This window comes from Methylobacterium oryzisoli (genome assembly GCF_046557895.1).
Classification (GTDB): Bacteria; Pseudomonadota; Alphaproteobacteria; order Rhizobiales; family Beijerinckiaceae; genus Methylobacterium; species Methylobacterium oryzisoli.
Genome location: NZ_JBKIBX010000002.1, coordinates 206,757 through 219,652, shown reverse-complemented (window position 1 = coordinate 219,652; position 12,896 = coordinate 206,757). Strand labels below are relative to the sequence as shown.

The window sequence follows — 12,896 nt, the reverse complement described above, 5'->3', positions numbered from 1 at the left end:
GCCGGGCCCGCATGAACCGTGACCGCGTGAACCAAGGAACGAGGACCGCGCTCCCATGAGGAATTTCTCGCGCCCGGGCCGTTCGCCCGTCTACGCCGCCAACGCCGCCGTCGCGACCTCCCACCCGCTCTCGACGCTGGCCGCCATCGAGGTGCTACGTGCGGGCGGCAACGCCGTCGACGCGGCGATCGCGGCCGTCGCGGTCCAGGGCGTGGTCGATCCGCTGATGACCGGCATCGGCGGCGATTGCTTCGCCCTCTACCTGCCGAAGGGGGCGGACCGCCCGGTCGCCCTCAACGGTTCGGGCCGCAGCCCGGCCGCCGCGCACGACGCGTGGTACCTCGAGCAGGGGCTCTCGATCACCCCGACCTCGCCCCACGCCGTCACGGTGCCGGGCGCCGTCGGCGCCTGGGCGTGGCTGCTCGACCGCTACGGCACCCGGTCCCTCGGCGACCTGCTCGCGCCCGCCATCGCCTACGCGGAGGACGGCTACCCGGTGCAGTCCCGCGTCGCCTGGGATTGGGCGCGCAACATGGAGCGCGTCGCCTCCGACGCGCACGCGGCCGCCGCCTATCTGGTCGACGGGCAGGCGCCGCGGGCCGGCTCCGTCATGCGCCACCCGGCGCTCGGCCGCACCTTGCGGCGCATCGCCGCCGAGGGGCCGCGCGGCTTCTACGAGGGGCCGGTGGCCGAGGACATCGTCGGGCGCCTGCGGGCGCTCGGCGGCCTCCACACCCTCGACGATTTCGCCGAGGCCGCGCCCGAGGAGGTGGTGCCGGTCGCCACGCGCTACCGCGGCTACGACGTCTGGGAGTGCCCCCCGAGCGGGCAGGGCCTCGCCGCCCTGATGATGCTCAACGTGCTCTCGGGCTTCGACGTCGGGGGCCTGTCCGAGGTCGACCGCGTCCACCTCTTCGCCGAAATCTGCAAGCAGGCCTACCACCACCGCGACGTGCTCTTCGGCGATCCCGTCGTGGCGCGCGTGCCGGTCGAGCACCTGCTCTCGGAGGCGTGGCACGCGCGGGCGCGCGGCGCCATCGACATGGGCCGCGCCGCCGAGCCGGTGCTCTGGCCCGAAATGGCGCACAAGGACACGGTCTATCTCTGCGTCGTGGACCGGGACGGCAACGCGATCTCGCTCATCAACTCGATCTTCCAGGGCTTCGGCAGCGGCATCCTGGCGCCCGAGAGCGGGGTGCTGCTGCACAACCGCGGTTTTTCGTTCCGGGTCGAGCCCGGCCACCCGAACACCATCCACCCGCGCAAGCGCCCGATGCACACCATCATCCCGGGCCTGCTGATGCGAGAAGGCCGCGCCGTCGCGCCCTTCGGCGTCATGGGCGGGCACTACCAGGCGATGGGCCACGTCGAACTGCTCACCGGCCTGATCGACCGCGGCCTCGACGTGCAGGAGGCGCTCGATGCCCCCCGCAGCTTCGCCTACGGCGGCGGCGTGGAGCTGGAGGACGGTTTCTCGCCCGCCCTGGCCGCCGCCCTCGAAGCCCGCGGCCACCGCATCCTCCCGGCGGGCCCCCTCGGCGGCGGACAGGTGATCTGGATCGACCACACCGCGGGCGTGCTCGCCGCCGGCTCCGACCCGCGCAAGGACGGCAGCGCGCTGGGGTACTGAGCGCGGGCGGGGCGGGTTAGGGATCGGCTAACCCTGTCCACCGAGGCTGGGGGCATCGGTCCACGCGATTCGCTCCTCGCCGCGATTCGAGCAGGGAGGCACCGGTCCGGATGAGCGCGCGTCGCGGCCCCGCCGCCGGTCTGCTGATCCTCCTCGCCTGCGCCGCGCCGGCCGCCGCGCAGGAGGCCGGGATGCCGGTCGAGTCGCCCCTCGTGCTCCGCATCCAGCCGCGCGGGACCGCTTTGGCGCTCGACGAGGACACGGAGGAGGCGGGCCGGCGCGCGGTCGCGGCCCGCGAGGCGTTCGAGGCCCGGATCACCGCCCGGGCACGCCGGGCGATCGCTTCGGTCTGCACCGGCTGCCTGTCCGCCTCGTTCGACATGACCGGTGCGATCGGACCCTCCTCGCCCTGAACCGCCCTTGCGCGGCCTGATCCCGCGTGCTCAGGGGGCTGCCGTCGTCCGACCGGAATGCCTGGACCGCCCGCGTGTTGCTCCCTTCCATGCTGCGCCGTCTCGCCACGGTGCTCCTCCTCCTCGCCGCCCCCGCGGCCCACGCCGTCACCGGCGGGCGCGAGGACCCGGCCAACCCGCTGGCGGGCGCGAGCGTGATGGTGCTGTCCTCCCGCGGCGGGGTCTGCAGCGCCGTCGTGCTCGCCCGCGACGCGGTGCTCACGGCCGCCCATTGCGCGGCCGGTTCGGCGGAGCACCGGGTGCATTTTCGCGATGAGGCCGGCGCGCCGGTGCTGGTGCCGCTCGCGGGGGTGAACGTGCATCCGGGCTACGACGCGGGCGCGATCAGCGGGCGGCGGCGCTCCATCGATCTCGCGCTGCTGCGCGTCGCCACGCCGCTGCCCGCGCGCTTCTCGGTGGCCACCCTCGGCGAGACGCCGCCGCGGGCGGGTGCCAGCCTGACGCTCGGCGGCTACGGCGTCGCCCGGCCGGGCGACGCGCGCAGCAGCGGCACCTTCCGCACGGCCGACCTGCCGGTGGTCGAGCCCCACGGGCCGAGCCGGATCCTGGTCTGGCTCAAGGCCGGCGGCGGCCGCATCGGCGCCTGCGAGGGTGATTCGGGCGGGCCGATCGGGGAGGGCGGACGGGTCGTCGCGGTCACCACCTGGACGAGCGGCGCCCAGGGCTGTGGCGGTTTCTCGCAAGGCGTGCTCGTGGGGCCACAGCGGGCCTGGATCGACCGCATCCTGGCCGGTTGGGGGGCGAGCGGGCGCTGGGAGTGAGCCCGGATCGTTCTGACCCTCGGGAAGGCGGGCGCCTGGGCCGATGACCGGATCGTGAAGCGGTTCGTTGACGCTGTGTGCGGAAGATCGCGGAACCCAGGCCGTTTCGCGAGACTTCCCTTGTAGAGCGTAGCCAAAGGCTCCACACTTTCCTCATGCGTGTCGCCGTCATCCGCCTCCGGTCCCTCCTCGCCACCGCCGCCATCGGCCTCTGTCCCGTCCTCTGGCCGGGCGCCGCCCAGGCTGTGGTGCAGGGCGAGATCACGCGCGACCCGGACGGGCTGCGCAGCTCCGTCGTGCGCATCGAGAGCACCACCGGGGAGATGTGCTCCGGCTCGCTGATCGGGCCCGATCTCGTGCTCACCGCCGCCCACTGCGTGATGCACAAGGCCGGCTACTGGGTGGTGGTGACGGACCGCGCGTTCCGATCGCGCCGCCTGCGCGCCGTCGCGGCGGCGATGCATCCCGACTTCGTGGCCGGCACCACGCCGGAGGACCAGCCCGGCACCGACTTGGCGATCCTCAAGCTCAGCGAGCGACTCGGCCCCGAGTTTCAGCCGCTCACCGCCCGCTCGGGCGGCGGCATCGCGGCGGGCGAGCCGGTGGCGATCGCGGGCTACGGCGTCGTCGCCGAGAACAAGCGGAGCACCGCGCGGGTGCTGCGGCAGGCCCGGCTCGTCTCCCTCGGCGAGTTGCAGGTCGCCAACACCGTCACGGTGGTGGCCGACAAGCGCAGCCTCGCCGAGACGGCGGGCGCGGGCGCGTGCCTGGGCGATTCCGGCGGTCCGATCCTGCGCGGCGGGCCGGGCAGCTACCAGCTCGTCGGCGTCGTGAGCTGGTCGAGCGGCGCCGCCCAGCAGGGCCGGGTGCGCACCGCCTGCGGCGGCTTCACCGCCGTGACGCCGATCGGGCAGCACGCCGACTGGATCTCCGCCCGCGCCGCCGACCTGTCCCGCTACAATCCGGGCGAGCCGATGCAGGCCCGCAGCGTCCGCGGCAACCCCTCGGACTGGACCGGCGCCCGCTGAGGGCAGGCTGGTTCAGGCTTGACCGTTCGGAATGGCCGATCCACTCCGGGGCGACAGACCCGGAGTGACCATGTCGAATCTCATCCTCGCCGTCGCCCGCATCCTCGTGGTGGCGATCTTCCTCTGGTCCGGTTTCGGCAAGATCATGAACCCGGCGGGCGTCGCGACAGCCATCGCCGGCAAGGGCCTGCCCTACCCCGAGATCCTCGCCTACCTGACGATCGCGGCCGAGCTCGGCCTCGGCCTGCTCATCGCGCTCGGCCTCTTCGCCCGCGGCGCGGCCGTGCTGCTCGCCGTGTTCACGGCCGCGACGATCTTCTACTTCCACAATTTCTGGGCCATGACCGGCGACGCCGTGCGCATGAACCAGATCCAGGCGATGAAGAACGTCTCGATCATCGGTGCCCTCCTGATGATCGCCGCGGTCGGCCCAGGCCGCTACGCAATGAATCAGCGCTGACTGCATCAGCGCTGACGCACGGTCGGTCGCTCGCGGAACGGCGGTCGTTTCGGCACGTTGACCGCGCTCTCAGGGTGGAACGGGCAGCAACGGGTGGGACGCGCATGGCCGTCGATTCGCCATCACCGGAGGGGACGGGCGCAGCCGACTCCAGGGTGAGCGCGGCCTTCCGCTCGTTCGCCGAAGGGGCCGTGCTGCCGATCTGGCGCACCGACCCGCAGGGATACTGCATCTACGTCAACCCGGCCTGGCTCACCTTCCGGGGCAGCACCGCCGACGCGGAGGGCGGCCACGGCTGGCGCGACGGGGTGCATCCCGAGGACCGCTCCGACCACGATGCCGTCCTGTCCGCCGCGCACGCCAACCCCGCGAGCTTCACGGCGGAGTACCGCCTGCGTCGCCACGACGGCCTCTTCCGCTGGATGCTCGGCCAGGGCACGCCGCTGTTCGAGGACGGCGCCTTCCAGGGTTTCTGCGGCTCCTGCCTCGACATCACCGACCGCCGCCGGGCCGAGGAGCACGCCGCCAAGGCCGCCGCCGAGAAGGAGGCGCTTCTCGCCGAAGTCTATCATCGGGTGCGCAACAACCTGCAGGTGATGGTGAGCCTGATCGGCCTCTACGGCCGTGCCGCGCCCCGCGAGTGCCGCCCGTCCTTCGACGCGCTGGGTCAGCGCGTGCGCGCCATCGCCCTGGTGCAGCAGCATCTGCACGAGGCCCCCTACGTCGCCAGCATCGACCTCGCCGACTACCTGACCGGACTGGGGCAGGGGCTGATGCAGCTGCGCCGCCCCGGCCGGATCGCCGTCGCGGTGACGGCGGCCCGCAGCGTGCTGCTCCAGCCGCGCACCGCCAACGCGCTCGGCATGATCCTCGCCGAGGTGGTGGCCGAAGGGCTCGACGCCACGGCCGAGGGCGTGACCTGCCACACCGCGGTCACGGTCCCGGCCGGGTCGGCGGACGAGCCGCTGCTCGTCTCCATCGTCGCCAGCGGCATCGGGACCGGCACGGCTCCCGCCGCGCCGCCCAAGCTCGGCCCGCGCCTGATCGCGGCCTACGCCTCGCAGGCCGAGATCGCGGTCTCCGGCGAGGCCACCGCCGACGCGCCCCTGATCCTCGTCCTGCCGCCCGCCCACTGACGGCGCTGGCGAGCGGCCCGCCGCGTGCCTATATCCCGGAGGCATTTCAGGAAACCATTTCGCCCATGCTGCCGCCCATCGCCGAGATCGTCGACAACTTCGCGTTCCTGGAGGAGTGGGAGGACCGCCACCAGTACCTGATGGAACTCGGCCGCAAGCTCCCGCCCCTGCCCGAGGAGGCGCGCACCGAGGCCAACAAGGTGCGCGGCTGCGTGAGCCAGGTCTGGCTGGAGACCCAGGTCGATCGCCAGGACGGCGCGCCGCGCCTGCACTTCCTCGGCGACAGCGACGCCCACATCACCAAGGGCGTGGTCGCGGTGCTGATCGCGTTCTTCGACGGGCGCACGGCGGACGAGGCCGCCAAGGCCGACGCCCTCGGGCTGTTCCAGAGGCTCGGCCTCTCCGAGCACCTCACCGCCCAGCGCTCGAACGGCGCGCGCGCCATGATGGACCGCATCCGCCAGGATGCCGCCCGGGTCGCCGAGGCGGTCTGAGCCGCGGCTCCCGCGTCAAGGCGCGGCCGGCCGCCCCAGGCGCGGCTTGCCCCCAGGCGCGGCTTGCCCCCAGGCGCGGCTTGCCCCCAGGCGCGGCTTACCGCGCCCGGAAGGGTTGCCCCGGCGGGGCCGCGGCGGCACATGGCAGGGATCGTTCGCTCCCGCCGGTGCCCCACATGACGAGCCTCCTCCGCCCCGATGCCGCCCCCCCGACGGCGCCCGCCCGCCCGCACAGCGTCACGGTGCACGGCCGCACGGTGGTCGACCCCTACGCGTGGCTGAAGGCGGAGAACTGGCGCGAGGTGCTGAAGGATCCGGCCGCCCTGCCGGCCGACATCCGCACCTACCTGGAGGCCGAGAACGCCTACGCGGCCGCGGCCCTGGACGGGACGGCCGCCCTGCGCAAGGCGCTGGTGGCCGAGATGCGCGGGCGCATCCGCGAGGACGACGGCGGCGTCCCGGACGTCGACGGGCCCTTCGCCTACTACACGCGCCACCGCGAGGGCGGGCAGCACCCGCTGGTCTGCCGCCGGTCGAGCGCCGGCATCGCCGACCTGCCCGTCGACCGGCTCGGCGGACCGGGCGAGGAGATCCTGATCGACGGCGACCGCGAGGGCGAGGGCCTTCCCTTCTTCGACCTCGCCGACGCGGCCCATTCCGACGACCACGCGCTGATGGCCTGGAGCGCCGACACCAAGGGCTCGGAACTCTACACCATCCGCGTGCGCGACCTCGCCACCGGGGTAGACCGCGAGGAGAGCATCATCGCCACCACCGGGGACGCGGTGTGGAGCGCGGACGGGCAGGGCTTCTGGTACGTGGCGGTGGACGAGAACCACCGCCCCGCCAAGGTGATGCTCCACCGCCTCGGCACGCCCCAGACCGACGACGAGACGGTCTACGAGGAGCGGGATTCCGGCTTCTTCGTCGGCATCGACCAGACGCAGTCCGGCGCCTTCCTGACCATCACGGCGAACGACCACGAGACCTCGGAGGTCCACCTCATCGACCGCGCCCGGCCCGGCATCGCCTTCCGCACGGTCGAGCCGCGCACCGCGAACCTGATCTACTCCGTCGAGCACCGGGGCGACGAGCTCTTCCTCCTCACCAACGCCGACGGGGCGGAGGATTTCAAGCTCATGGTCGCCCCGCTCGCCGAGCCCGGCCGGGCGCAGTGGCGCGATCTCGTCCCGCACCGGCCCGGCGTGATGATCCGCTTCCAGCACGTGCTGGCGCGCCACCTCGTGCGGCTCGAACTGGAGAACGCCCGCCCGCGCCTGATCGTGCGCGACGCGCTCAGCGGGGCCGAGCACGCGGTGGCCTTCGCGGAAGAAGCCTATTCCCTCGGCCTCATGCCCGGCCACGCCTTCGACACCGACGAGATCCGCTTCGTCTACTCGTCGATGACGACGCCGGCCGAGACCTACGATTATGATGTCACCACGCGGGCGCGCCGCCTGCGCAAGCGCCAGGACGTGCCGAGCGGCCACGACCCGGCGGCCTACGTCACCCGCCGCCTCTTCGCCACGGCTCCGGACGGCGAGAGCGTGCCGATCTCGCTCCTGCACCGCCGCGACACGCCGCTCGACGGCTCGGCCCCGCTCCTGCTCTACGGCTACGGCTCGTACGGCACGCTGATGTCGGCCTCCTTCCGCACGAACCCGCTCTCGCTCGTCGACCGCGGCTTCGTCTACGCCATCGCGCATATCCGCGGCGGCACCGAGAAGGGCTGGCGCTGGTACATGGACGGCAAGCGCGAGAAGAAGCCGAACACCTTCACGGATTTCGTGGCCTGCGCGCGGGCGCTGATCGAGGCCCGCTACACGGGCGCCGGGCGCATCGTCGCGCATGGCGGCAGCGCGGGCGGCATGCTGATGGGAGCGGTGGCGAACCTCGCGCCCGACCTCTTCGCCGGCATCGTCGCGGACGTGCCCTTCGTGGACGTGCTCAACACCATGCTCGACGGCGACCTGCCGCTCACCCCGCCCGAATGGCCCGAATGGGGCAACCCGGGCGCCGATCCGGCCGCCTTCGACACCATCCTGTCCTACTCGCCCTACGACAACGTGCGGGCGGCCCGGTATCCGGCGATCCTGGCGCTCGGCGGGCTCACCGATCCGCGGGTGACCTACTGGGAGCCGGCCAAATGGGTGGCGCGGCTGCGCGCCACCATGACGGGCGGCGGTCCGGTCCTGCTGCGCATCAACATGGAGGCCGGCCACGGGGGTGCTGCCGGCCGCTTCGACCGCCTGGAGGAGGTGGCGCTGATCTACGCCTTCGCGCTGGCGGCGGTCGGCTTGGCCCCGGCCGCGTGAGGGTGCGGCCCGGCGGAGGCAGGCCGCTCGCGGCCTGCGGCATCGGTCGGATGATCGCCTCGGCCGGCACCTCCGGCTTCGGCGCGCTCGGCCCGGCACGAGTCGCGAGATCCGCCCGCGGCTCCGCGGCGCTGCCGTTCACGGGAGCTCCGCCTGCCGGGCAGGCTCCGGAGGTCAGGCATTGCACTCGTCATACGTAGATCTCATCATCGTATTTGCCGGGAAACGATCCCAGCTTTGTTCGAGTGACGTTACGTAAGCGACATATGAATAGGGTCCTTATGCTCGCGGGCGAACGAGAGCGAAGGATCGAAAATGTCCGACAGCCGATCGGGAGCGGAGCAGGCGGGCGGCGATGCGGCGGTTGCACCGCCGCTTCCGAGAGTGACGAGCGTCAACAGCCTGCTGAGCGGTTTCACCGATATCCGCACGAACCGTCAGGACATCATCGACGCGAACCTTCAGGCCGTCCGGGACATCATGGCGGCCAGCTCTCCCGCCGACCGGAGTGCGGCGAGGGCCGATGACACCACCTACAACACCGCCGGAATCGCCGGCCCGGCCCTCGGCGGTCTCGCCGCGCGGGGCCTTCCCTACGGCAATGCCGACGGCTTCGGCTGGACGATCAACGACGCCGCCGGCAATCAGGCCACGGTGGCCAAGAACTTCTTCAACAACCCGCGGCCCTTCTTGGTCGACAGGAGCATCAGGCCCGCCGTCGCCGGCAGCGGCGGCTCCCTGCCGAGCGGCCACACCACCAAGGGCTTCGCGGAGTCGCTCTGGCTCGCCTACATCTTCCCCGAGCGCTACCAGCAGATCCTGACGCGCGCCAGCGAGTACGGCGAGCATCGGATCGTGAACGGGGTGCACTATCCCCTCGACGTCATCGCCGGCCGGATGGTCGGCGAATGGGCCGTCGCCACCTACCTCGACCCGACCGTCAACGTCTCGAACAGCGCCAGATTCAACAATTCCGCCGCCTCGGTGCGCGGCGCGATGGTCACGGCCCTCGCGAGTTCGGGCCAGACCATCGCCCAGCAGGCGGCCAGCGGCCCGACCGACCGCTTCAGCGACGGCGCGGTCAACCAGGCGAACTGGACGCGCCGGCTGACCTACGGCCTGCCGAGCGTCGCCCCGAGCGGCCAGCCGATGAGCGTCCCGACCGAGGCCGGCTACCTCCTCGCCACGCGGTTTCCCTATCTCAACCTCGCTCAGATCGACGAGATCCTGCGCACGACCACGCTGCCGTCGGGCGTGGTCATGGACAACGGCAACGGCTGGGCGCGGCTCGACCTGTACCGGGCCGCCGACGGCTACGCGGCGCTGGCCGCCGACACCACCGTCACCATGGACGCGGCGGCGGCCCAGGACGACCGGCGGCCGGGCGCCGGCTTCAACGCCGCCGACACGTGGCGCAACGATATCGGCGGCCCCGGGACGCTCACCAAGGCCGGCTCCGGCGTCCTGACCTTGGCGGGCAGCAACAGCTTCGCGGGCTTCGATCTCCAGGCCGGCGGCCTCACACTGACGGGGGCGAGCAACCTGTCGGGCTCGAGCAAGGTCGAGGGCGGTGTCCTCGCCGCGACCGGGGCCACCCTCGCGACGGCGGGCGATCTCCAGATCGATCAAGGCGCCACGCTCCAGCTCGGCAAGACCCGGCTCGCCGTCGCGGGCACCCTCGCGGTGGCCGGCGACGTCACCCTGCTCGATGCCGGCGAGCTGGCGGTCGCCCAGGCCGCGACGATCTCCGGCACCGTCTCCGGGCAGGGCGGTCTCGTGAAGTCCGGGACCGGCGCGCTGACGCTGTCGGGCACCGAGACCTATACCGGCGCCACCGCCGTGCAGGCCGGCACGCTCCTCGTCGACGGCAGCCTCGCCGCCGCCTCCGCCGTCACGGTCGCCGCCGGGGCGCGGCTCGGCGGCAGCGGGACCGTCGCCGGCAGCCTCACCAGCGCCTGCCTGCTCTCCGCGGGCGATGCCGACGCCGGCACCGGGACCCTCACCACCGGCGCCCTCACCCTTCAGGCGAGCGCCACCCTTCACGAGGACATCGACGCCACCGGCAGGGCCGACACGCTGGCGGTGCAGGGCGCGGTCACCCTCGCCCCCGGCGCCCGGCTCGACGTCGCCCGCGCCGCCGGCCAGGCCCAAGGCCGCCGCATCACCGTCCTGACCGCCACGGGCGACCTCACCGGCGATTTCACCGACGCGGGCGGCACCACGGATCTCGCCGACGGCGCCACCTTCACCGACGACGGCCACCAGTACCGCATCGCCTACCAGCGCGCCGCCACCGGCTCCAGCGTCACCCTCATCGACCTCACCCTGCCTCCGCTGGAGGTCCGGATCGACCATCTCTCCGGCGACAGCGTCACCTTCACGGAAAAGGGTCCGCCCGTCGCGCTCGATGCCGGGCTGGACGCGACCGTCAGCGACGACAACGCGCCGAATTTCGGCGGCGGCACCCTGACGGCGCAGATCACCGCCAACGGCATTCCCAGCGAGGACGTTCTCGGCTTCGGCGGCGGCGTCGCGCTCTCGAACGGCACGCAGGTCGGCAGCGGCGTGTCCGTCGACGGCGTCGTCGTCGGGACGATCGCGAAGACGGGCAGCGGCGGCGACCCCCTCGTCGTCAGCCTCGATGCCGACGCGACGCCCGCGCGGGTGCAGACCCTCGTCCGGTCGCTCGTCTACCGGAACACCAACGCGGCGGATCCCGGCACGGCACCGCGCAGCGTCGCGGTGACCGTCGGCGACGGCGTGGGCGGGACGAGCACCGCCGCGACGGTGACGGTGACCGTCGCCGCGGTGGACGACGCCCCGACCGCCACGATGCCGGGCGGCCCCGTGAACGCCCCGGAGCAGGTTCCGACCCCGGTCGATGCCGGCCTCACGCTGACCGATCCCGATTCGAAGACCCTCGCAACCGCGACGATGGCGATCTCGGGGCACTACGTCCCCGGTCAGGACCGTCTCGCTTTCGCGCCCGACACCGCCCTCTACGGCGACATCCATGGCAGCTTCGATGCCGGCACCGGTGTCCTCCAGCTCTCCTCGGCGGGCGGCTCGACCCTGGCGCAGTGGCAGGCCGCGCTCCGTTCGGTGAGCTACGTCAACGGCTCGGACGCGCCGGACACGGCCGCGCGCACCATCAGCCTCACGCTGAACGACGGCAGCCTCGCCTCCGTGCCGGTCACCACGCAAGTCACCCCGGTTCCGGTCAACGATGCGCCGACCGGCACGGACACGACGATCACGCTGCGCGCGGATGCGAGCGTCACGATCACGGCGAATGATTTCGGCTTCACGGACCCGAAGGACGCGCCGGCCGATGGCCTGAAGGCCGTGGTGATCGACACGCTGCCGAACTCCGGGAACCTGACCCTCGACGGCGCGGCCGTTTCGGCGGGCCAGAGCATCGCCGCGGCGGATCTCGCCGCCGGCAAGCTCCTGTTCCTGCCGCAGGTGGGCGGCACGGGCGCGGGGCAGGCCAGCCTCACGTTCCAGGTTCGGGACGACGGCGGCACGGCCAGCGGCGGCATCGACCTCGATCCCACGCCCAGGACGCTGAGCTTCACCATCCTGCCGGTGAACCACGCGCCACTCGCCCAGGACGACACGGCCGCGACGCGGCAGGACAGGCCCCTCATCCTGGCGAGCGCGACGCTGCTCGCCAACGACACCGATCCGGACGGAGACGTGCTGCGGATCACCGGCGTCGAGCGGGCCGAGCATGGAAGCGTCGCCCTGGACGCCGGCACGGGCCTCGTCACCTTCACGCCCGACCAGGGCTATGTCGGTCCCGCCGCCTTCTCCTACACGGCCGCCGACGGACAGGGTGGGACCGCCGCGGCGCGCGTCGCCGTGACGGTCGATCCGGCGCCCTCCGGCGGCGGCTGGGGCGACGTGCACTACGCCACGTTCGACGGGCTGCGCTACGACCTCCAGGCCACCGGCGACTTCCTGATCACCCGCGCCCTCGGCGGAGCCGCGCTCGAGATCGAGGGGCGGGCGGAAGGGACCGGGGGCGTGAGCTTCCTCACCGCCGTCAGCATCCGCTCGGGCGAGCACGACATCCTGTTCGACGAGGCGCGGCCCGACGCGATCGAGGTCGACGGCCGACTGCTGAAGCTCGCCATCGGTGCGCGGGCGGAGTTCGACGATCTCGTGGTGAACCGCTCGGCGGACGACGCTTACCGCCTCGTCACCGGAGCGGGGGACGGCATCGGCCTGCTCGGCCGCGGCACGTACATGGACATCGACGTCGCGCCCGGGGCCGGCCGTGCCGACGGCAGCTTCGAGGGACTTCTGGGCAATCTCGACGGCGACACGTCCAACGACCTCGCGCTGCGCGACGGGACGCGTCTTCATGAGCACGCACAGGCGCTCATCGAAGGAGTTTACGCGGATGCGTGGCGGGCGCCCGGCCCAGGCGCGCTGATCGCCGAACTGGGGGCGGGAAGTCTGGCGGAGCGTACGGCCTGGTACGCGGATCATCCGGATGCGAATGCGCTGGGCGCGCCGACCGCGCATCCGGGCGCGCTCGGCATGACCCCGACCTGAGCCGTCCGGAGGAGGCGGGACAGGCCCGCTTGGCGC

9 protein-coding genes are annotated in these 12,896 nt (G+C 72.8%); all 9 read left to right on the top strand.

The genetic code is table 11. The annotated features are described in order from the left end of the window. Positions 1-55 precede the first annotated feature (55 nt). The 9 genes from ACKUB9_RS03385 (at position 56) to ACKUB9_RS03345 (ending at position 12,860) form a co-directional block, all read left to right on the top strand. A complete protein-coding gene (locus tag ACKUB9_RS03385) occupies positions 56-1,630 on the top strand; it encodes a gamma-glutamyltransferase family protein (protein ID WP_407519378.1) in 1,575 nt (524 codons plus the stop codon). A 110-nt stretch (positions 1,631-1,740) separates the two neighbouring features. After that, entirely contained in the window at positions 1,741-2,043 is a 303-nt protein-coding gene (locus tag ACKUB9_RS03380) for a hypothetical protein (protein WP_407519377.1), read from the top strand. 89 nt (positions 2,044-2,132) lie between these two features. Continuing rightward, complete coding sequence (locus ACKUB9_RS03375) at positions 2,133-2,864, top strand: S1 family peptidase (protein WP_407519525.1); 732 nt, start codon at positions 2,133-2,135, stop codon at positions 2,862-2,864. 155 nt (positions 2,865-3,019) lie between these two features. Next, positions 3,020-3,892: a S1 family peptidase gene (locus ACKUB9_RS03370; protein WP_407519376.1), complete on the top strand. Its 873-nt coding sequence runs from the start codon at positions 3,020-3,022 to the stop codon at positions 3,890-3,892. 70 nt (positions 3,893-3,962) lie between these two features. After that, complete coding sequence (locus ACKUB9_RS03365) at positions 3,963-4,352, top strand: DoxX family protein (RefSeq protein WP_407519375.1); 390 nt, start codon at positions 3,963-3,965, stop codon at positions 4,350-4,352. A gap of 104 nt (positions 4,353-4,456) precedes the next feature. Next, complete coding sequence (locus tag ACKUB9_RS03360; RefSeq protein ID WP_407519374.1) at positions 4,457-5,488, top strand: PAS domain S-box protein; 1,032 nt, start codon at positions 4,457-4,459, stop codon at positions 5,486-5,488. A gap of 65 nt (positions 5,489-5,553) precedes the next feature. Continuing rightward, positions 5,554-5,982, top strand: a complete 429-nt coding sequence (locus tag ACKUB9_RS03355) for a SufE family protein (protein ID WP_407519373.1) — start codon at positions 5,554-5,556, stop codon at positions 5,980-5,982. Between the two features lie 176 nt (positions 5,983-6,158). Then, positions 6,159-8,297 carry a S9 family peptidase gene (locus ACKUB9_RS03350; protein WP_407519372.1) on the top strand — a complete coding sequence of 713 codons (2,139 nt, stop codon included), beginning with the start codon at positions 6,159-6,161 and terminating at the stop codon, positions 8,295-8,297. A gap of 315 nt (positions 8,298-8,612) precedes the next feature. Continuing rightward, positions 8,613-12,860, top strand: a complete 4,248-nt coding sequence (locus ACKUB9_RS03345; protein ID WP_407519371.1) for a cadherin-like domain-containing protein — start codon at positions 8,613-8,615, stop codon at positions 12,858-12,860. The last annotated feature ends 36 nt before the right edge of the window (positions 12,861-12,896 follow it).

Bases quoted from the DNA above. Each gene is read 5' to 3' on its own strand.
- ACKUB9_RS03360 (WP_407519374.1), top strand. From the start codon at position 4,457: ATGGCCGTCGATTCGCCATCACCGGAGGGGACGGGCGCAGCCGACTCC.
- ACKUB9_RS03345 (WP_407519371.1), top strand. From the start codon at position 8,613: ATGTCCGACAGCCGATCGGGAGCGGAGCAGGCGGGCGGCGATGCGGCG.
- ACKUB9_RS03370 (WP_407519376.1), top strand. From the start codon at position 3,020: ATGCGTGTCGCCGTCATCCGCCTCCGGTCCCTCCTCGCCACCGCCGCC.
- ACKUB9_RS03375 (WP_407519525.1), top strand. From the start codon at position 2,133: ATGCTGCGCCGTCTCGCCACGGTGCTCCTCCTCCTCGCCGCCCCCGCG.
- ACKUB9_RS03365 (WP_407519375.1), top strand. From the start codon at position 3,963: ATGTCGAATCTCATCCTCGCCGTCGCCCGCATCCTCGTGGTGGCGATC.
- ACKUB9_RS03380 (WP_407519377.1), top strand. From the start codon at position 1,741: ATGAGCGCGCGTCGCGGCCCCGCCGCCGGTCTGCTGATCCTCCTCGCC.
- ACKUB9_RS03350 (WP_407519372.1), top strand. From the start codon at position 6,159: ATGACGAGCCTCCTCCGCCCCGATGCCGCCCCCCCGACGGCGCCCGCC.
- ACKUB9_RS03355 (WP_407519373.1), top strand. From the start codon at position 5,554: ATGCTGCCGCCCATCGCCGAGATCGTCGACAACTTCGCGTTCCTGGAG.
- ACKUB9_RS03385 (WP_407519378.1), top strand. From the start codon at position 56: ATGAGGAATTTCTCGCGCCCGGGCCGTTCGCCCGTCTACGCCGCCAAC.